Raw genomic sequence first — 20,467 nt, 5'->3', positions numbered from 1 at the left:
TGCCTTGCGTCAGAAGCGTTCTGGACGAACGAGGGCGTATGTCAGGTAGACGAGCAGGAACAAGGTCACGCCGCCACCGAGGATGTAATCGACAAGCATGGTGTGATCCTTCCGCTTAAAGCGCGTCGCAGGCTTTGATGTAGGCGAGGGAAACAGCGAAAAACAAAACGTCGATCCCGATGACGACAACGTCCATTCTTATTGGTCCTTGCTTCTGCTTGTATTTGGCGCCAGCCGCTGGCAGGCCATAAATTCCATGAGAACGACCCGCCGTAGCTTCGAAGGCTACGGCGTTCGGAGCGTTTTGCTCGAAGTGGAATATGGACCCGATCGCCATAAAGGTTCGAGACGGGCCGCGGAGGAAAGATATAAAATTCCTATAAAGATTTCCGGCAGATGGCTCGCTTCCGGGCTGCCCAAAAAACCGATGCCTTGATATCGCGGCCCCTTGCGGCGGCGCCGTCTTTCGAAACAATGAGAGCGTAAAACAAGGGAAGAACAGATGCTCGACATAGCCCCATCGAAACAGGCGTCCACATGGCTTTCCGCCCTTGCGCGGGCGCTTGAAGCTGACGACGCGGAGGCTGCCGCCACCCTGTTCGTCGAGGACTGCTACTGGCGCGACCTCCTGACCTTCACCTGGAACATAACGACCATGGAGGGCCGCGACGCCATCCGCGAGATGCTGAAGGCGATACTGGCGACGGCAAAGCCCTCACACTGGATGCTGTCGGGTGAGGCGACTTCGGGCGAAGGCATCGTCGAGGCCTGGTTCAGCTTCGAAACGTCTGTCGCGCGCGGCGAAGGCATCCTGCGCCTCAGGGATGGCCGCTGCCGGACGCTGTTCACGGCCATGCGTGAACTCAAGGGGTTCGAGGAACAAAAGGGTCCGGCGCGGCCGCTCGGCATTCGCCACAAGGCCGATCCTGCGCGCGAGACCTGGGCGGAGGCGCGAGCGCGCGAGACGCGAGACCTCGGCGCCACCGAGCAGCCCTACTGTCTGGTCATCGGCGGTGGCCAGGGCGGCATCATGCTTGGCGCGCGGCTGAGGCAGCTCGGCGTGCCCACCATCATCATCGAGAAGAATGCGCGCCCCGGCGATTCCTGGCGTAACCGCTATCGTTCGCTCGTGCTGCACGATCCGGTCTGGTACGACCATCTGCCCTACATTCCGTTCCCGGAGAACTGGCCGGTGTTCACGCCCAAGGACAAGATGGGCGACTGGCTGGAGATGTATGTCAGGGTGATGGAGCTCAATTACTGGGTCGCCACCAAATGCGTCAGCGCCAGCTATGACGAGGCCGAGCAAGTGTGGACGGTGGTGGTCGACCGCGTCGGCCGGCACATCACGCTGAAGCCGAAGCACATCGTCTTTGCCACCGGCGCCTATGGCCCGCCCCGGAAGATCGCGCTGCCTGGCGCCGAGACCTTCAAAGGCGAGCTCCTGCATTCCAGCCAGTATTCCAGCGGCGAAAAATTCCGCGGCAAAAAGGTCGCCGTCATCGGCGCGGCAAGCTCCGGGCACGATCTCAGCGTCGATCTCTGGGAAAGTGGCGCTGATGTGACCATGATCCAGCGGTCGCCGACCACGGTGGCGAAATCCGACACGCTGATGGAAGTGGGCTTCGAGATCTTTTCGGAAAACGCGCTGGCGCGCGGCATCAGCACCGACAAGGCCGACCTGATCGTCGCCTCGACGCCTTTCGCGCTGGTGCCCAAGGGCCAGCGGGACCTTTACGAGGTGATCAAGGAACGCGACGCTGCCTTCTACGACCGGCTGCGCGCCGCCGGCTTCGCCATCGATTTCGGCGAGGACGAGACCGGGCTGTTGATGAAGGCCTACCGCACCGGTTCGGGCTATTACATCGATGTCGGCGCCTGCGAGTTGATCATCAACGGCGAGATCAAGGTGAAGAGCGGCGTCGGCATCAAGTCGCTGACACCGAGCGGCATTCTCTTCGACGACGGCAGCGAACTGGCGGTCGACGCGATCATCTCGTGCACCGGCTACCAGTCGATGAACGAAACGGTGGCAGCCATCGTCTCGCGCGAGGTCGCCGACAAGGTCGGGCCATGCTGGGGCCTGGGCTCCGGCGTCAAGGGCGACCCAGGTCCGTGGCAAGCCGAATTGCGCAACATGTGGAAGCCGACCGCGCAGGACGCGCTGTGGTTCCACGGCGGCAACCTCGCGCTGTCGCGGTTTTACTCGAAATATGTGGCGCTGCAGATCAAGGCGCGGATGGAAGGGATTGCGACGCCGGTTTATGGGGCGGTGAGTAATGTGCAGCGGTGAAGCTGCGATCTCCCCCCTCGTGGGGGAGATGGCCGGCAGGCCAGAGGGGGGCGCTGTCCCGCTGAGGTTTCGGCTGACTAGAAATGCGTCGTCAACCGTTCTTGATTGATCGTAGAACGCCGAAGGTCAGCGTTCCTTCGCGCCCCCCTCTGCCCTGCCGGGCATCTCCCCCACGAGGGGGGAGATCAGCCAATCATCGCCCGAAATGCCTCGCAGCAACCTCGACATGCGTATGCGCCGCATGCGGTTCGAACCTCTCGGTCTCATTGTAATCGCCGTCCTCGTTCGGCCACCAGATACCACCGATGACGATCCCCTCCGAGGTGAGCCGCTGGTCGGCGACAAGTGCTGCGCCGACAGCATCGACGAAGGTGTAGCGGCCGGGGCGCAGCCTCAGCACCGCCACATCGCCGACACCGCCAACCTTCAGCGTGCCGAGATCCGGCCTGGCAATCGCCTCGGCCGGGCGTTGCGTCGCGGCGCGCAAAACCTCGACCAGCGGCATGCCGAGCGCCATCAGCTTCGACATGCAGACCAATATGTCGAAGGCGGGGCCGTCGACGCAATAAAGATGCACGTCGCTTGAGATCACGTCCGGCGCCAGACCCTCGGCCAGCATCGCTTTTGCCACCTCGAAGTCGAACGATCCCATGCCGTGGCCGATGTCGAAGATGACGCCGCGCTCGCGGGCCAACCGCATGTCCGGCCGCACGGCGCCGGAGGCGAAGACCGGCGCGTTGGGGAACGGCCGGAAGCAATGGGTTAGGATATCGCCCTTTCGCAGCCGCGGCAGCACTTCGGAGCGGCCGGGCGGCGGCTCGTCAATATGCGCCATCAGCGGCAGGCCGGCCTGGTCGGCGGCTTCCAGCGCGAGGTCGACCGGCGCAATGCCGCTGGTGCCGCCGGCATGCTTGCCGGAACGCACTTTCACGCCGACGACGACATCGGCGTGCTCGCGCACCGCAGCCACCGTTTCGCGCGGCTCGCACAGCCTGAGGTCACTGCATTCGCCGACCGAGACGGTCTGCGAAAAGCCGAATATGCCGGCGAAGGAGATGTTGACGTAAGCGAGAATGCGCACCTTCGAGCGCTCGATGACATGGCGGCGAAAGCCGAGGAAATTGCCCGCACCCGCGCTGCCGGCGTCGATGAAGGTGGTGGTGCCGCTCTTGGCCGCCAGGCGGTCGGCGTCGACGCCGAGCGAAGTGCCGCCCCAGTAGACATGGCTGTGCAGGTCGATGAGGCCGGGCGTGACGATGCAGTCCCTGGCGTCGACGACCTGCGTGGCGTGCTCTGCATCGATCGCGGCCTCGATGGCCGCGACGCGGCCATTGGTGATGGCGACGTCACGCACTGCGTCCACGCCCGAGGCCGGATCGATCAGGCGGCCGCCCTTGATCAGGAGATCGAACTGCATCGGCGCCTGCCTCCGTGTGTCTTTAGTTAGTTGAGCATGATCTTTTCCGAAAACCGGCTACCACTTTCGGGATGATGCTCTGTATGTCTTAAACCGGCCGATAGGCGACGGCTTCGACTTCGATCTTGATGTCGATCATCAGCCGCGATTCGACCGTGGTGCGGGCCGGCGGATTGCTCGGGAAATGCTTGGCGTAGACCGCATTGAAGGCGCCGAAATCGCGCGCGTCCTCGAGCCAGACCGTGGTCTTGACGACATCGTCCATGGTGCAGCCGGCCAGTGCGAGCGCTGCCTTCACATTCTGCAACACCTGCTCGGTCTGCTCGGTAATGCCGCCCTTGACCACGATACGGTCGGCGTCGACCGGCACCTGACCGGAGATATAGACGAAATCGCCGGCGCGCACCGCCGGCGACAGCGGCACATGGGATGTTCCGAAACACTGCTTGGGCAAGGGAAAACTCCTGTTCACACTTGGCGGATCACGCCTGCGGTTCCGTTTCAGCCGCTCGCTCTACGCCTCTCCCCATGATCCTCATAGCGGCGTTTTGGGAAAGCAAGATTTTTCCAGATGCGTGTTGCTTTATCAGGGCACCGCCAGCATCTTCGCGCGTCGCATTTTCCCGACAGGAGATTTTTTCAATGACCTTCGACAAGAACCCGTTTCCGGAAGGCGACGCCGATCGTCACGCGCTCTGGGAAATGCTGGTGCGGCGCGACATCGATGCCTTCATCGGCCAGGACTGGTCGATGGTCGAGAATGATTTCATCGCCGACAGTTTCTTTGGCATGCACGCGCATTTCCTCAACGACGCCGACGCCTGGCGGCTGCAATTCCCATCACTTGCCGTCTATCGCGACGAGTGGCTGCGCCAGGCCAAGGAGACGGCGGCGACCAAATTCGCCGAACCGTTGCGCGAGGCGCTGTTTCGCGTCACCAACATGCGCGACATCGATGTCGATGGCGACCGCGCTGTGCTGCACAAGAAGTTCAACGGTTCGGTGGCCAAGGCCGACGGCAGCGTCGACAGGCTGAAATGGCAGACGCTGTATTTCTGCAGGAAAGTGTCGGGGCGTTGGAAGATCGCCGGCTTCGTCGGCTACATGCCGCATCCCCTGGGAAGCTGAGGCGCGCGCCGCGCTGTTGGCGTCGGGCTAGTGCCGGCCTTCGCGCACGACCAAATGCGCTTCCCGGGCTGCAGCTGTAAAAGCTCGGCGCGCCGTGCCGACCGCGCGACGCTGCTCCATCGCATCCATCATCGCTTTCAGCGCGGAGCGGTATTTCGGGCCGCGCTCTTCGTCCGGCCAACCGTCGACCAGTAGGGAGGCTGCCTGGATCGTCCCGGTAACGGTCAGACCGCTGCCTTCGCTTTCGATGGTCACGGGAACGTCGAATTGTTCATCGCGCATTGACGCTACTCCTGGAACTCAACTCGAACTTGAAGACAATCGAAACGGCGCAATCCGCGTTTCGTTCCACAGGGCTAGCGGGAGCGGTGGTCGAACACGACTGCCATGGTCTTACCAATTGCCGCCATGACGATCCTCTCGACCAGATCGTCGTCGCTGTCGATACAGGTCGGATCCATGCGGCGGATGGCGTCGAGCGCTGCCCTGGTCGAGATGGTATCGCCGGCGCGGAATTTGGAAAGCACAGAGGAAACAAGGTTCTGGGCTGTCAGGTCGATGACAGGTACGTTTGCTACAACGTTCATTGGCTTCCTCCTGCCAATAACCCTCTCCCGCAGGAATGATACGCTGAACGGCGGCTTGCGCCAGCGGAATCATGGTCCGACCAGATTGCCGAGAGGGCACGTTTGCGTGTTTGATAGGATCGAAAAAACGGCGTCCAAGGGCTGCCCAGATATGAAACTTTTCTTCAGGGCCGCAACCCCGATCCGCGCCTCGCCGTTGCGACGGCGCGGCATCTGCAGGCAAGGGTCGAATTTGAGTTCGCGGCACCCTTCGCGCCGGGGCAGGCCGAGCGGTTCCGGCCGCTCAATCCCAATCTTTCCGTCCCTATACCGGCATGGCCGGGCGGCAGCCTGTGGGAAGCCGACGCCATAGCCTGCCGTCTCTCGCGGCAGGTGGGCTCGGATTTCTGGCGCAGCGGCGACGACCAACCCGACATGATCCGCTGGCTGAGCTGGGGCAAGGAGAATTTCGTCAGGGCCTGCGACACCGTGCATTTCGAGCGCGGAACCAAGCAGCGCTACGGGATTGGCCCGATCGACCAGGGCAAGGTCGAGGACGGGCTGGCGGAGTTCGGCATTGCGGCGGCGATCCTCGAGGCCGAGCTTGCCCGGCGAGAATGGCTGGTGGGCAAGTCGCCTTCCTATGCTGATTTCCGCATGGCGACATTCCTGCCCTTCAACGATGTCGCTGGCCTGCCGCTGGGCGATTATCCCAGCGTTTCCGGCTGGTATCACCGGCTCGAAGCCATTGAGGCCTGGCGCGACCCTTTCGATGGGCTGGAAGCACCGCTTTTGCCGCCGGTAAAGCCCGCTTGAGGCGGCCTTCCCACGGGTTAGGTCGGCTGAGGTGTGGCGCTTTGGCAGCATAGGTGTGGAACACTGGGCGGGCGATCATGGCGCGCTCGACGGCTTGCGGTCAGGTTGATAAGCCCTCTCCTCAAGGAGAGTCGTGACATGACCGTAGCCATCGAGATGGGACAGACGACGGCGGGCGCGCCGGCGGCGCTCGACCTTGAGGAGCTGCTGGCGACCCGTCTTCTGGTGCAGGGCAATTCCGGCTCCGGCAAATCGCACCTTTTGCGCCGGCTCCTGGAGCAGAGCGCGCCCTGGGTGCAGCAGACCATTATCGACCCCGAAGGCGATTTCGTCTCGCTGGGTGACCATTACGGCCATCTGGTCATCGACGCCGAGGAGCACACCGAGCGCGGCTTGCAGGCGGCCGGCGAGCGGGCGCGCATCCACCGTGTCTCCACCGTGCTCAATCTCGAGGGGCTCGACGCCGAGAACCAGATGCGGCGCGCCGCCGCCTTCCTCGGCGGGCTGTTCGAGGTTGCGCGCGAACACTGGTACCCGATGCTGGTGGTGGTCGACGAGGCGCAATTGTTTGCACCCGCGGTGGCCGGCGAGGTTTCAGACGAAGCGCGCAAACTCTCGCTCGGCGCCATGACCAATCTGATGTGCCGCGGTCGCAAGCGCGGCCTTGCCGGCATCATCGCCACGCAGCGGCTGGCCAAGCTCGCCAAGAATGTCGCGGCGGAAGCGTCCAATTTCCTCATGGGCCGCACCTTCCTCGATATCGACATGGCGCGCGCCGCCGACCTTTTGGGCATGGAGCGGCGGCAGGCGGAAGCATTTCGCGACCTCGAGCGCGGGCACTTCATGGCGCTCGGTCCGGCGCTGTCGCGCCGTCCGCTGGGCGTGCGCATCGGCCAGACCGAGACAAGTCCGCGCAACGGCACGCCGCGGCTGATGGCGATGCCGGAATCAGCGCTTGAGGACGCTCGCGCGATCATCCTGGCGGCGCCGCCGCCCGAGACGATGCGCGCGCCGCGCCGGGTGGCATCGCCGGACCTGCTCGACCAGCTGATGGCGGCAAAGTCGGCGGCGCTGGAAATACGTCCCGAGCCGATGGAGCCGGCAATCAGCGCCGAGGATCTGGCTGAGCGGCGCGGGCGCGTCGACCGCGTGCTGCGCGCCGTGCTGGCCGAGCCTGATGCCGGCTTTCGGGTCATCGGCGTGCTCTACCAGGAGTTCGTGGTCCGCTGCCGCATCGAAGGCCTTGCTTCGGTGGTGCCGGACCTCACCGAATTCCGCCGCATGCTGACGCGCGCCCGCGCCGGGCTCGGCGCCGACATGGCAGGCGACGACGCCTGGCAGGATGTTTCCGTGCGCGCGTCGCTGCTGCCCGAGGACATGCAGGGCGTGTTCATGATGATTGCGCGCGCCGCCAAGGAGGGCTGGCCGTGCCCGAGCGACGCGGCGATCGCGCGTGCCTACGGTTCGCACTCGCTGCGCCGCGCCCGGCGGCTGCTCACCTATATCGAGGAGCAGGGGCTCATCGTCTGCCAGCTCGACGGCACTGGCCGCCGCACCGTGACGCTGGTCGAGCTCGCCTGGGCAACGGCGCCGGGCGATCCCAATGCGGCGGAAGCGGAGCAGGGGAGTTTGGCGCTGTAACCGACGCGAGGGGCGGTTCTGAACAAGATGTGTTTCGCCGATCGGCACGCGGCGAATTATGATGGCTTTCCGAGAATCGCAGAACGGTTCGGGCGGGAGGGTTGTCCGGTGCGGTTGAAATCTCTGGCTGTTCTTATCCTCGGCATCCTTGCCGTCGCTGTCATTGCTGTGACGGTATCGGCCCGGTCTTTTGCCGGGTCGTCCAATATACCGGACTGGCTGCAGGCCCATGTCGGCGATGGTGACGGCGAGATCTCTCAAGTGGTGCTGGAGCGGGCACGCGCGCTGTATCAGAAGAAGGTCGCGCAGGGCGCTGTCCACAATGGCTGCTATTTCGCCATGGACGCGACGCGGCCCGGCGATCTCGGCAATGGCGTGCTCGGCCGCCGCTACTACGTCATCTGCGAAGCCAAGCAGTCGTTTCGCGCGATATCGTCGGGGCATGGCGGCGGCCGCAATCTGAAAGGCGTCGTCGATTTCTCCAACGGGAAACGCTGTGCGAAAAACTTCGGCAATGCCCTGGATTCGTCTTTGACGACCGGCGGCGCCTATATGACCAGCGAGGCAAAAACCTCGTTCAAGGGGTTTTATCGGGTGGGCGCAAAGCAGGACCAGGCGCTTATGCGCACCTTCATCCAGTTCGACGGCGAAGGCGAGACGGCGAATGCCAGGCAGCGGGTCATCGGCGGCCACGCGGCGCGGCTGCTGCGCGGCATGTGCCTGCGCAAGAATCCGAACAGCTCCTACGCCGATCATGACGGCTTCGTGCCCTATGGCAAGCTGGTGGATTACGCCGGCGGCCGCAGCAATGGCTGCACCAGCTGGTCGCCGGCCGATGCCGAGCAGATCATTTCGATGGTGAAGGGCAATCCGACGACGCTCTACATCTACCCGGAATCGCGCGACATAGCCGCCGTTGGCAAATCCGGCGCCTATTGGAATGCGTCCTGCCTGAAGGAGATCGGCAAGCCGAAATTCTGGCCGCGAAAAAACCTCGAGCCGATCATCGCGCAGTACAAGAAGGACAATCCGCCGCCACCGCCCCAGCCGCTGCCGATCTGCACCGGGCCGTGAGGCGATGAGCGCTCGGCTCGGCATTGTTGGCGGCGCGGGCTGGGCCGCGCTGCCGACGGCGCTTCGGATGGCTCTACTGATTGATCTCGGGTTCGACGAGCTTTGCCAGGTTGCGCAGTGACTCCTGCCAGCCGAGATAGCAGGCCTCGGCCGGAATGAGGTCGGGAATGCCTGCCTGCGTGATGTCGAGTTCGGTGCCGACCGACACTTTCTTGAGGAGCACGGTCACTTCGATCTCGCCGGGAAGGTTGGGATCGTCGAACCTGTCGGTGTAGCGCACGCGCTCGCCGGGAACGAGCTCGAGATATTCACCGCCGAAAGCGTGGCTGCCGCCCGTGGTGAAGTTGCGGAACGACATTTTGAACGTGCCGCCGACTTTTGCGTCGAAGCTGTGCACCGAGCAGGTGAAACCATTCGGTGGAAGCCACTTTGCCAGCGCATCGGCTTCAGTGAATGCGCGATAGACCTTCTCGGGGCTGGTCGTCAGAACACGGTGCAAACGTACGGTGCTTGGCATGTCTTCGGTATCCTTTGTGGTTTCGCTGATCGATGCCCCAAGGACGGGTGAACTTCACCCGGTCCGACACAGCCTGTCAAATTTTTTGGGCCCTTTGGCTGGGGCCATCCGTCCCGCTATTTTGGCCGTCGCTTCAGGCCGGTAAGCCGCATCGCGACAATTGCATCCATTATTGACAATCTGCCTAATATTTCGGCATAAATTTCACAATATTTAATAAAATTTTTGAAGTCTCGCTCTAAAATTGTATTAGGTTCGGCTTATTGTACTCAACGTGATCTATTAATGGATGAATGGCCATCTTCTTGGTGTACTATAGGATGATTCCCTGGAACGACGGATTAATCTAAAATTTGATCCGGTGGTCGCTCGGCTGTCGAGCGGCCAAGGCAGCACGCACAAGGAGTGTCCGAATGACCACCGTCCTGAACGCCAAAGGCATTCCGCTTCCCTACACCGGCGCTTCCACCCATTGGTTCTCGGCGACTGGAGCGCCTTACTTCTACGGCACCTCGGGCAACGATTCCTTCTGGGGCGACACCAGCGTCAAGGTCACCATGTATGGCGGCGCGGGCGACGACTATTACCATCTCTATTCGACGATCAACAAAGCGGTCGAGAACTACGGCGCGGGCGTCGACACGATCGACACCTGGATGAGCTACAAGCTGCCCGCCAATTTCGAGAACCTCGTCGTCACCGGCGACGGCCACTATGCCTTCGGCAATGGTCAGGACAACATCATAACGGGCGGCGCCGGCAGCCAGACGCTGGACGGCGGCAAGGGCAATGACGTGCTGATCGGCGGCGCCGGCGCCGACACCTTCATCATCGCCAAGGGCAACGGCAGCGACCTGATCTCCGATTTCGACGCGACCGACACCGTGCGCCTCAACGGCTACGCCTTCACCTCGTTCGAGGCCGTCCAGGCCAATATGGTCCAGGTGGGATCGAACGTGCAGCTGAACCTCGGCTCGAGCGAGGTGCTGGTGTTCAACAACACCACGATCGACAAGTTCCAGCCCGGCCAGTTCGAGTTGCCAATCGACAAGACCGGCATGACGCTGTCCTTCAACGACGATTTCAACACGCTGAGCCTGTGGAACGGCCAGAGCGGCACCTGGGATTCCAATTTCTGGTGGGGGGCGCAGAACGGCAGCTCGCAGCCCCAGAACGGCGAGCTGCAATGGTATATCGACGCCAATTATGCGCCGACCAGTTCGGTCCATCCGTTCAGCGTGACAAACGGCGTGCTCACCATCACCGCGGCGCAGGCGCCCGACGACATCAAGCCGCTGATCAACAATTACGAATACACCTCCGGCATACTGACGACGCACGACACCTTCTCGCAGACCTATGGTTATTTCGAAGTGCGGGCCGACCTTCCGGAAAACGCCGGCGCGTGGCCGGCCTTCTGGCTTCTGCCCGAAGACGGTTCCTGGCCCCCGGAACTCGACGTGATGGAAATGTATGGCCAGAACCCGAATGCGCTTCTCATGACCGCGCACACAAATGAGACGGGAACCCACACCACGGTCGGGTCGACGGTGAATGTCTCGAACACCGACGGTTATCACACCTATGGCCTGTTGTGGACGCCGGACAAGCTGGTCTGGACCTATGATGGCGTCCAGGTCGCGGAAGCGGCGACGCCGTCCGATATGAACAAGCCCATGTATATGCTGGTCGACCTTGCGGTCGGCGGTCAAGCCGGCGCGCCGCCCGACCATCTCGCCACGCCCGCGCAGATGAAGATCGACTATATCCACGCATACACGCTGAACGATGTGCAGCAGAGCCATCTGAGCACAACAGCCGAGCACACAGTCTAGGTGGCCGGCGCGATGCCGCGGGACCATTCGCCATCGAGGGATGCGGCCATCCGGCCTGGCCTGCGCCCGGTCTTTCTACGCGCCATCGCCGATATCGGCGTCTTCTCGCTGCTGATCAACATCCTGCTTCTGGTGATCCCGCTCTATCTGCTGCAGGTCTATGACCGGGTGCTGCCCTCCTCCAGCGTCGAGACGCTGCTTTACCTGTCGGCAATGGCGGTTGCCGCGCTCGGCTTTCTCGGCCTGCTCGACGCGGTCCGCGCCAACTACGCGCAACGCGTCGCGGCGACCGTCGACCAGAAACTGGGTGCGCGGACATTTGCCGCCTCGCTTGGCGCCAGATATGCCGGCAGCGGGCTGTCGCCGCTGAGCGACCTTGCCACGGCCTGCGCCTTCATCAGGTCGCGCGGCGTGGCGGTGTTGTTCGACCTGCCGTTTGCTCCGATCTTCCTCGCCTTGCTCTATTTCATCCATCCCGTGCTGTTCTGGCTGACGCTCGCCGGCGCCGTGCTTCTGTTTCTGCTGGTTGTTGCCAACCAGCTTGCCATCGGCAGGAACGATGCCATGTCGGCGGAACGCTCCGCCGTGGCCAGCCAGGCGGAGCGTTCCTTTGCCCGCAACGCTGAAACGCTGCGCGCCATGGGCATGGTACAAAACGCGGCCGCGGTCTGGGGGCAGCACGTCGCCGAAGCGCTGACCCTGCATGACCGTTCCGGAAGCGCCAACGCCATCTTCAGCGCGACCTCGCGAGCGCTGCGCATGATGCTGCAGCTGGCGATCCTCGGCGCCGGCGCGTGGCTGGTGCTGCAAGGACAGATGACCGCCGGCATGATCTTCGCGTCCTCGCTGGTGTCGTCGCGCGCGCTGCAGCCGCTCGACCAGCTGATCGGATCGTGGCGGCAGATCGTCGACGCCAGGCGATGCTGGAAGCGGCTGGACACAGCACTTGCGGCGCAACCGGCTGAGGCGCGCAAACTCGTCCTGCCCGATCCATCCGGCGCGATTTCGGTGCAGGATCTGTTCTTCATCGCGCCGAATGCGGCTTTCGGCACGGAGCCCATCCTCAAGCGGTTGAATTTTGCCATCGGCGCCGGCGAAGCGGTGGCGATCGTCGGCCCGAGCGGCGCCGGCAAATCGACGCTGGCGAAACTGCTCGTCGGGGCACTGCAGCCGACCGGCGGCGCGGTCAGGATCGACGGCGCCGACCTGAGAAGCTGGGACGAAACCCAGCTTGGCAGGCACATCGGCTATCTCCCGCAGGAGGTCGAACTTTTCCCCGGATCGATCGCGCAGAACGTCGCCCGCTTCGACCCCGCCGCCGATGACGCAGTGATCGTCGAAGCGGCGAGGCGTGCCGAGGCGCATGGACTGGTGCTGACGCTGCGCGATGGCTATCAGACCGTGATCGGTCCGTCGCATGCCGTGCTGTCGGGCGGCGAGCGGCAGCGGATCGGGCTGGCGCGCGCCTTCTACGGGAAGCCACGCATGCTGGTGCTGGACGAGCCCAACGCCCATCTCGACGGCAGCGGCGAAGCGGCGCTCGAAGCGATGCTGTCGGCCGCGCGCGGCGCGGGCGTCACGGTGCTCGTCATCACGCATCGCCCGTCGATCGCGGCGGCCTGCGATCGCGTGATGGTCTTGCGCAATGGCGCGATCGAAGCCTTCGGCCCCTCGAGCGAGGTGCTGCGGCAATCGGCGGCCGGCAAGGGCGTCGCCGCGAGCGCCATGGTGACGGGCTCATTCGTGCCGACCGTGCGCCCGCACAGCGTCCGCTTCGGATCATAGACGATGATGCAGCAGAGCCTTGCCTTCGACAGCCGACCGCGCACCGACGTCCGGCGCACCGCCGTTGTCGGTTACGCGGCGATTGCGCTTTTCGCCGGCTGCTTCGGCTATTGGGCAGCGAGCGCGCCGCTCTCGGGCGCCGTGATCACGTCGGGCACGATCTCGGCGACCGGCGGCAACATCCTCATCCAGCACCCCGAGGGCGGCATCATCAATGAACTGCTGGTCCACGAAGGCGACCGCGTGCAACAAGGCGAGCCCCTGGTCCTCCTCGACCGCACGGCGGCCGAGGCGGACCTCAACCGGCTGACCAGACAGTCGATCGCGCTCAGGGCAAGTGCGGCGCGGCTGGAAGCGGAACGGGACGGATCGGACAGGCTGGCGCCGATCACCGAGGCGGCACCCGCGCCGTTCCAGCGCGACTTCGACGCTCTGGTGCGCGAACAACAGAAGGAGTTCGACGCCAGGCTTGCCCGGTTCCGGTCCGAGGAGTCGATCCTGGGCCAGCGCGTGGCCATGCATCGCGAGTCGGCACTGGGACTCGACGCGCAGAAACTGGCCATCCAGCAACAGGCCACCATCGTGAAGAAGGAGCTCGGCATCAAGACCGGGCTGCTCGACAAGGGCCTCACCAACCGCAGCGAATATTCGCAGCTTTTGCGCAGCGAGGCCGATCTGGTCGGCCAGGCAGGCGCGCTGGAGGCCGACCTTGCGGCGACCAAGACACAGATCGTCGAAGCCCAGGCGCAGGTCGAGCGCGCGACCACGCAACGCGTCGAGGACGCGCTGACCAAGCTCGACGAGGTCCGCACCAGCCTGGCCGACATCGGCGAACAGATCACGGCAGCCGAGGCGGTGCTGAAGCGCACGACGATCAAGGCGCCTGCGGCCGGCATCGTGGTGTCGTCGACCTATAATTCCAAGGGCAGCGTGATTGCCCCGGGGCAGAAGATCATGGAGATCCTGCCCACCGAGTCCGGCCTCATCGTCGATGCGAAGCTGCGGCCGAAAGACGTGGATCTGGTTCGCGTCGGCCAGCCGGCGAAGCTCAGACTGTCCGCCTTGAACGCGCGCCTTACGCCTGAGGTCCCGGCGACGGTGACACAAATCTCCGCCGACCGGCTGATCGATGAAACCACGCACGAGGCGTATTTCCGCGCCAGGCTGAAGATCACGGACACGCTGCCGCAGGGCGTGAAAGCTGAGCAGCTTTACCCGGGAACGCCGGTCGAGGCGTTTATCAGCACCGGCGACCGGACCTTCTTCGAATATCTGGCGCGACCGATGCTGGATTCCTTTGCGCGGGCGTTCACGGAACGGTAGGAACCAGGTCGTCCTCCCAGTTGGCGCCGCCGTAAAACACCCGGAGAATCACCACTTTGTCGCCGTCTATGGCGAAGGCCACGGTCAGGCGCCGCTCAAAACCAACGATGCGAAGCCCCGGCCGCACATCATCTCTTCGGGTTCCGCGTTCCGAGGCGTAGTCGAGACCCAGGCAAAATCGCTCGACCCGCTCGATGTAGCGAATGGCGGTGAGGTTTCCGGATGCGTGAGCGACCGTATCGTATATCCATAGCAGGTCCGCCTGGGCGTCCGGCAAAAGGACAACATGCCGGCGCTTCACACGTTCCCCTTGAGGCGGGCGGCGTGACGGGCGCGGATGCTGTCAAAAACCTTATCGGCTGGGATGGCCTGGGAAGGATCTGCCTTCCACCTGTCATAGGTCGGCACGACCTCCTCGCGCAGCCAGCGCTCCACGGCGGCATCGCGTTCCTGCAATGCGCGAAGACCGGCGCGGATCACTTCACTGCTGGTGGCGTATGTACCGGACTGAACGAGCTGGTCGATGAAAGCGGCCTGCTCGGCCGGCAGGCTGAAGGTGCGTTTTTCGGTTGCGGACATGGTTTCTCCTATTAAATATTCGGTATGATAATATCATACCGGCGCCGAGATCGCACCGAAATCTGATGGCGTCATAGTCCGGAACATAGGCCTATGGGCCACTGCTGACACCAGACATGCGGCCCGGATGCCTGAGATGGGTCGGCGTGATGCCGGTCTGTTGGCGGAAGACGCGGCTGAAATGGCCGGCATTGGGAAAGCCGCAGCGATAGGCGATGTCGCCGATTGCCAAGTCGCTCCCCTCCAGCAGCGATTTCGCATGATGCACGCGCAGCGCAAGATATGCGGCCATCGGACCGATGCCCAACTCAGTGCCGAACAGGCGCTCCAACTGGCGCCGCGATAAATTCAACCGGCTCGCGATCTCGGCGACCGACAGCGTCTCCTGGAGGTTGCTTTCCATCAGCAGCAGCGCCCGTTTCACCGCGCGGCTCGACGCCGCGGGAAACAGGTCGCCGACGGGCTGCACGTCCCGGCTGCTACGGATGCGGTCGAGCACGAGGATCTTGGCGGCTTTTTCCGCCGCCTTGCGGCCGATGAATTGCGACACGAAATGGCCGGCGAGGTCGGCCGCACCCGTGCCGCCGGCGCAGGTCGAGCGGCCCCGGTCGACGGAAAACAGGCTGTCAGCATGGGCGTTCACGTCGGGGAACTGGCTGCGGAAATCCTTGATGTGGAACCAGCTCACAGCGGCGCTGTAGCCGTCGAGCAGGCCGTAGCGCGCGAGCACGAAGCTGCCCGTGCAAAGTGCCGTCAGCGGCACGCGCTTTTCAGCGGCCCGCAACAGGAAGGCCTCCTTTTCGGAACTGAGGCTGCGGTTGGTGTCGAGCAGGCCGCCGACCACGACGACATTGTCGAACTCCTCCGGATTGCCGATCGCCTTGGTCGGCAGCAATTCGACCCCGCAACTTGCCCGGATCGGCAGGCCGCGTTCGCCGACGATCTCCCAGTCGAACTCGATCCTGCGGCTGCGGTCGCCCTCATCGCCGGCCAGCCGCAGCGTGTCGATGAACAGCGACAGCGGCGACAGGGTGAAGTCGCGAACCAAGAGAAACGCAAACCGCCTAGCCATTGTGTTTCGGAACTGCCCTCGACTGGATGGAGCCTGATATCGCCGAAGGTTGGCACAGGCGCGCGCCCCGTGCCCCTCAGGAGCGGCCGCGAGATGTCGGAGATGAGATCGACGACTTCGGCCGGCGCTCGTCAACGCAGCGCTCCGGGCGCCGGCCGGCTGCTAGACTACGCGACGCCTCGCCTCCTGTGACGGTTACAGCCCCTCTGCTCGTCGGGAAGGGGCTGCCATACCCTGTTTCCGTCATTTCCAAAGCGGCAGTCCGGACGGTCGTTGCGGCATTTTGCCTTCAGGAAGTTCAATCGCCGCCGGGCGGAAGGCGGTCGGGTCGCTCATCTCCAGTGCATCGGTCGCGACCGACTTTGTTTCAAAGAGGCTGCCTGTTTCAAGCGCTATGACCCTCTTCTTCAGGTCCTCAGCCACCACCGCGCGAACCGCGGCCTTGTCGCTTTTGGTAAGATCGCGGCTTTTGTCCAATGCGTTCTCAAACACGTGGAACGCAAGGTCTATCGCTGCCCTGCGGCCCGCCGCATCGGCCTTCAATGCATTCTCGAAGGCTGTGGTGTGTTCCGCCAGGCTGGGGATGGTGCCCCAGATGTTGACCCGGGGCGGCCCGGCGTACAACTGGATGAGCATATAGTCGAAGTCGTCGGGCGCCTGCGCGGAAACAGGATTGTCGCCGACAACCAGCCTGCCGCTCACGACCCATAGTTTCTTGGGGTCGACTTCAGTCGCGGGCTTGCTGACGGCAACCGCAAACCCCGGTCGGGCTATGAAGCCTTGACCGCCGGTGACTGGAAAGAAACTGTTGTGAAGCCCCAATTTCAACAGCGTTCCATCAATTCCGAGCATCTGCTCCGTGCCGGTCTTCAGAACCCCGGCAACCTGTGTTGCCGCCGCGAGCTGCGGGACGATGCTGGACAGCTGCGAGAGGGTGTTGATGAGGATCGCAGCGCCGTCTTTTGCGGGAACTGCATAAAGGCCCAGAAGCGCCTCGATGTTCTGACCGTCATAGACGATCGGTCCGGCCAGCGGAAAAGCCAGCGGAATGACCTTGTCCAAATTCGCTGTGCCGAGATCCTTCAGTTGGCCCGGACCTGCCACCGTCCCGACCGTTTGGGGCGCCTGCGGATTTCCATAGGTAATGTAGGAATGAACGACCGGATAGAACTCCCTCCACAGCACCCTGGTTCGCTTCAGGAACATCTCCGCCAAGCTTATCATCACATAGGCGTCTTCGACCGCATATGAGTCTGCGAATTTGACGGGCTGGTGGTTCTGATCGACCACGTGGCCATCAGGTATCCAGACATGCCCGAGAGACTTTCCGTCGCGGGCAAACAAGCGTTTGAGGATGCCGAATAGATCAATACCTGCCATGGTTTCCTCCTGTTCAGTCGTTTTTGCGATCGTCCTTCTCGTGGAAATATGCCGCGTTCCACACCATTCCCGGCGGTATCGCAGCGCGCCGCCGTAGGGCCCAATGATTTTTCGCTCCAACTTCCTGCGCGAATGTCGCCATCATATCCACTGAGGCGGCAAGCACCGGCTGATCCCAGAAAACAGACCCAAACCGGCGGGGTCGCCAGAGGCGTTTTGCAGGCTTCTGCTCTTGGGAAGGTAACGCACGAACAAGTTCCCGGTGGACATATGCCAGCATGTCCTCAATGTGACTCAGGTCTGCGCCTAACAATCCATGGGCCAACCGAATCTGCAGGCTATGTGGCAGACGCCGAATGCCCGGTACAAAGCCTATGGTGCCGGTCAGCCAATAGAGGAAGAGAGCGCTGTCGGATAAACTCGGGAATGCCGCGTACATGTTTCGCGCAATGGTCACCAGATGTTCGCCGCTAAAGTCGGTTTTCCGGCTCGCGATCGCATGCCATGCAAGCGCGCCAAGAACCGGATCGATCCATTTGCCGTAGGCAGCTTCATTGATGGCGTCCACATCCGGGGGAGTCGCCGCATTGAGCATGCGGGCGCCGATCGCGATGGCACGCGAAGTGGCGCTGCGTCCATGATTTGTATGGTCGAAACCGGGATACAGCGAGGCGATTGAAAGCTCGAAACGGCCGCCGGCTCGAAGAACAATTCCGACGCACGCGACGCGGTTCGGAATGAGAGGAACGGCAAATTCAAGGCGGCCCCAGCCCGGGATCCGAAGCCGCGCGAGATTTCTGTCGCGCACGCCCTTGAAGATATGATGGTCTCTTTCCGCGACATGAGGCACCGAGAAGACGGCAAGCTCACCGTTCTCCGCAAAAGATCTGGTTGCCGTCGATGTTCCTGCGATTCTCAACTTCGCAGATCTGATGCTCGGCCTCTGTAAATTCTCCCATTTGCCGTCGGTGGCCAATGCGATGCTGATCGGAGTAGGGCGCCTTTCCATGGACTCCATGGGCGTGGCTTTTAGCCAGGGGGTTTGAAGTCTCTTCAGGACCCTTCCGTCGAAGGCCTTCAGCGCTACCAATGGCAGCAGGCTGGTCAGAACCGCTCCCTGAATCGGACCCATCGTCTCTGATAGAACCAAAGCGGGACTCTCCGCCGACGGGGCGACCAATGCTGCAGGCGACCAGTCTTGCCTCCGAAGCGCAGTTGGCATGGATGCAATCAGGCGCAGCGTCACTGTAGTCTGCGCAGGCAGATCTATGTCGATGAAGCCGAGCCGCTCCCCTGCGAGTTCAGCTTCGATTTTCCACAGTCCCGGTTGTAATTTGCCTTTGGCCTGCCAGCTACGCCACGCCGCCAAAGCGGTAGGCCTCAAGGCTATTGGAGCCATGGAGGCGCCATATTGGCTCGCCGAAAAGGATATGGTGGGTTCCCTGCATTCGATCTTGATCCACGAAGCCGACGTTTTTTGCCGCTTGATCTCCACTAGGCCCGTCTGTTCAGGGATGTCTTCCAGGATCGCGACATGCTCTTCTGACAATGCCTCAAGCAGCGCCTGCCGCGGGCTGACCGCGACGGTGATTTCGTCCACCTCTCGCGTATCGATCACTGTGCTTGCCGGCGAGAGACTCTCCCAATCTCCGGTGTCTGAGAGCTTCGCCTCGAAGCGAAAAGCGGCTGGCGGGAGCGGGCGAGACTTGTTGTGAGGCGGCCATTGCGCCGCAACCATTCCTTCCCTTTCAAGTCGCGCTGAGATCGCCTGCAAGGCCTCGGCAGGGTCCACTTTCAACGAGACCTCACGGGGCTGAGGGGCGCGGGCGCCTGTGAGCGCCTGGATGGGACGCGGAGGCGGATGCGATTCAAACTCGATGCGCGGGAGCTTGAACTCCCTTTCCCATTCCGCCATTCCGCCTTCGAGCCTGGCCCGTGCGTAATCGCAGATCGAACGATGTGTCACGACCCAGGAGCCCGCCTCCGGATCATACACCGCAGCCCGTCCCTGACCGGTGAGCCCCTCCAGAAGCTCTCGTGTAAACACACTGTTCTGGCTCTTGATGCCAACGGCCTGAGCCAGCGGTGCTACCGCGTAAAGAAGGGCGCGGCGTCGAACCTCAATCGCTGGCAAGTCGCCCCATGCTGTTGGCGGTACGACCGGGCGAACCGGCGCATCCGGCAAGTTTCTGCATGCGTCGATAATCCAGATCTGCTCGGCCGGGCCTCGCATCCGGAACCGCTCCAGCAATTCCTCGACGTCGATCATCTTTCCGCCGTCGCGCCCGAAATTGCGCATGCCATGGCACAGCAGGACCGGCTTTAATGACGACGCTCCGGGGCTTACCCGCCAGCTGGCACCATGTCCGGAAAAATAGACGAGAAGACGATCGCAAGGTTCTTCTTGATAGTAGAGCGGCTCCAGAGCGGCGAGTATGGCCTCTTTCGATGCCGGGCCATCCGCATTCGAACCGTCGTCGATCAGCGTCGTGATGTCATGCGGCGCGAATATCTTGTTGGAGACCAACGCGGCATACACGTCTCGAGCGTCCTTGGCGGGAGCTGTGAGCGGGTTCAAGTCATAGTCTTGCACGCCGATCAAGATCGCTCGCTGACTCATGCACCCCCCTCGATTGTCACGCCAATGGCAACTGGTCGACTGCGCTGCAGGCGCGATCGGTTTGGTTCACCGCATTCGCTGAGATAGAACGTCATCAATACCCAAGCGATTGAACATTACCCTTCAGTTTGACTTCAGGGAAGCAGATCATTCTCCAAGTAGCGTAGAAATCGCATGCAATTTTCATTGACGGCTTCGAGCTTTTGCAAGGCGGCAGCCGATGAACTGGATGTTGGAAACCCGATAGGTCAAACAAGCACGCAGGCGCGGTCAGATCCTGACTAGCCAAGCCTCTTCGGTTGAATGGCTCCATTCACCAACTTCGCCTCTTGTACGATCAACGTCCCTGTTCGATCGAGATACGTAGGCAATATAGTTGAATATGGCAGAAATGGCCGATCAGGGCCGGGAACGATCAGAA

At 62.6% G+C, this 20,467-nt stretch carries 18 protein-coding genes and 1 pseudogene; 8 read left to right on the top strand and 11 right to left on the bottom strand.

Annotation, left to right across the window (positions count from 1 at the left end; genetic code table 11):
* Positions 1–9: 9 nt before the first annotated feature.
* Entirely contained in the window at positions 10–99 is a 90-nt protein-coding gene (locus tag H0241_RS20210) for a K(+)-transporting ATPase subunit F (protein ID WP_023669708.1), read from the bottom strand.
* A 403-nt stretch (positions 100–502) separates the two neighbouring features.
* Between H0241_RS20210 and H0241_RS20205 the strand changes: the two genes are divergently transcribed.
* Positions 503–2,293 (top strand): flavin-containing monooxygenase, encoded by a 1,791-nt coding sequence (locus H0241_RS20205; RefSeq protein ID WP_181059457.1) that lies wholly within the window; start codon positions 503–505, stop codon positions 2,291–2,293.
* Positions 2,294–2,486: 193 nt separating this feature from the next.
* Here H0241_RS20205 and H0241_RS20200 read toward each other — a convergent pair whose 3' ends face one another.
* Entirely contained in the window at positions 2,487–3,710 is a 1,224-nt protein-coding gene (locus H0241_RS20200) for an amidohydrolase/deacetylase family metallohydrolase (RefSeq protein ID WP_181059455.1), read from the bottom strand.
* A gap of 88 nt (positions 3,711–3,798) precedes the next feature.
* Positions 3,799–4,164, bottom strand: a complete 366-nt coding sequence (locus tag H0241_RS20195; protein WP_181059453.1) for a RidA family protein — start codon at positions 4,162–4,164, stop codon at positions 3,799–3,801.
* A gap of 188 nt (positions 4,165–4,352) precedes the next feature.
* Here H0241_RS20195 and H0241_RS20190 point away from each other — a divergent pair, with 188 nt between their 5' ends.
* A complete protein-coding gene (locus H0241_RS20190) occupies positions 4,353–4,838 on the top strand; it encodes a hypothetical protein (RefSeq protein WP_181059451.1) in 486 nt (161 codons plus the stop codon).
* A gap of 27 nt (positions 4,839–4,865) precedes the next feature.
* On the opposite strand, the gene H0241_RS20185 is transcribed toward H0241_RS20190, so the two are convergent.
* A complete protein-coding gene (locus H0241_RS20185; RefSeq protein ID WP_181059449.1) occupies positions 4,866–5,120 on the bottom strand; it encodes a DUF982 domain-containing protein in 255 nt (84 codons plus the stop codon).
* Positions 5,121–5,194: 74 nt separating this feature from the next.
* On the bottom strand, positions 5,195–5,425 hold the full coding sequence (locus tag H0241_RS20180; protein ID WP_181059447.1) for a hypothetical protein: 231 nt from the start codon (positions 5,423–5,425) through the stop codon (positions 5,195–5,197).
* 151 nt (positions 5,426–5,576) lie between these two features.
* Here H0241_RS20180 and H0241_RS20175 point away from each other — a divergent pair.
* From H0241_RS20175 to H0241_RS20165, 3 genes and pseudogenes are all read left to right on the top strand, one after another.
* Positions 5,577–6,220, top strand: a pseudogene (locus H0241_RS20175) (glutathione S-transferase family protein).
* Between the two features lie 138 nt (positions 6,221–6,358).
* Complete coding sequence (locus H0241_RS20170; RefSeq protein ID WP_181059446.1) at positions 6,359–7,861, top strand: ATP-binding protein; 1,503 nt, start codon at positions 6,359–6,361, stop codon at positions 7,859–7,861.
* Between the two features lie 108 nt (positions 7,862–7,969).
* Entirely contained in the window at positions 7,970–8,935 is a 966-nt protein-coding gene (locus H0241_RS20165) for a hypothetical protein (RefSeq protein ID WP_181059444.1), read from the top strand.
* A gap of 73 nt (positions 8,936–9,008) precedes the next feature.
* Here H0241_RS20165 and H0241_RS20160 read toward each other — a convergent pair whose 3' ends face one another.
* Entirely contained in the window at positions 9,009–9,452 is a 444-nt protein-coding gene (locus H0241_RS20160; RefSeq protein WP_181059442.1) for an SRPBCC family protein, read from the bottom strand.
* Positions 9,453–9,865: 413 nt separating this feature from the next.
* Here H0241_RS20160 and eglC point away from each other — a divergent pair, with 413 nt between their 5' ends.
* The 3 genes from eglC to H0241_RS20145 are packed head-to-tail and all read left to right on the top strand — an operon-like array spanning position 9,866 to position 14,395.
* On the top strand, positions 9,866–11,287 hold the full coding sequence (gene eglC / locus H0241_RS20155) for an endo-1,3-1,4-beta-glycanase EglC (RefSeq protein ID WP_181059440.1): 1,422 nt from the start codon (positions 9,866–9,868) through the stop codon (positions 11,285–11,287).
* Between the two features lie 12 nt (positions 11,288–11,299).
* The gene (locus H0241_RS20150; RefSeq protein WP_181059438.1) at positions 11,300–13,072 is read left to right on the top strand and encodes a type I secretion system permease/ATPase; all 1,773 of its coding nucleotides are present in this window, start codon (positions 11,300–11,302) and stop codon (positions 13,070–13,072) included.
* Positions 13,073–13,075: 3 nt separating this feature from the next.
* Positions 13,076–14,395: an HlyD family type I secretion periplasmic adaptor subunit gene (locus tag H0241_RS20145; protein ID WP_181059436.1), complete on the top strand. Its 1,320-nt coding sequence runs from the start codon at positions 13,076–13,078 to the stop codon at positions 14,393–14,395.
* Here the strand turns inward: H0241_RS20145 and H0241_RS20140 are convergent.
* The 5 genes from H0241_RS20140 to H0241_RS20120 form a co-directional block, all read right to left on the bottom strand.
* Complete coding sequence (locus tag H0241_RS20140; protein ID WP_181059434.1) at positions 14,382–14,696, bottom strand: type II toxin-antitoxin system RelE/ParE family toxin; 315 nt, start codon at positions 14,694–14,696, stop codon at positions 14,382–14,384. The two genes, H0241_RS20145 and H0241_RS20140, sit on opposite strands and share 14 nt — an antisense overlap.
* On the bottom strand, positions 14,693–14,974 hold the full coding sequence (locus H0241_RS20135) for a type II toxin-antitoxin system ParD family antitoxin (RefSeq protein ID WP_181059433.1): 282 nt from the start codon (positions 14,972–14,974) through the stop codon (positions 14,693–14,695). Before H0241_RS20135 ends, H0241_RS20140 begins: the two co-directional genes overlap by 4 nt.
* A gap of 91 nt (positions 14,975–15,065) precedes the next feature.
* On the bottom strand, positions 15,066–16,046 hold the full coding sequence (locus H0241_RS20130) for a GlxA family transcriptional regulator (protein WP_181059432.1): 981 nt from the start codon (positions 16,044–16,046) through the stop codon (positions 15,066–15,068).
* A gap of 243 nt (positions 16,047–16,289) precedes the next feature.
* Complete coding sequence (locus H0241_RS20125; protein WP_181059430.1) at positions 16,290–17,426, bottom strand: hypothetical protein; 1,137 nt, start codon at positions 17,424–17,426, stop codon at positions 16,290–16,292.
* A gap of 13 nt (positions 17,427–17,439) precedes the next feature.
* Positions 17,440–20,046, bottom strand: a complete 2,607-nt coding sequence (locus H0241_RS20120) for a caspase family protein (RefSeq protein ID WP_181059428.1) — start codon at positions 20,044–20,046, stop codon at positions 17,440–17,442.
* Between the last annotated feature and the right edge of the window lie 421 nt (positions 20,047–20,467).

Origin of the sequence: Mesorhizobium neociceri, assembly GCF_013520985.1 — a bacterium.
Taxonomy (GTDB): domain Bacteria; phylum Pseudomonadota; class Alphaproteobacteria; order Rhizobiales; family Rhizobiaceae; genus Mesorhizobium; species Mesorhizobium neociceri.
The sequence above is the reverse complement of the archived record's forward strand: the minus strand, read 5'-3'. Positions and strand labels throughout refer to the sequence as shown.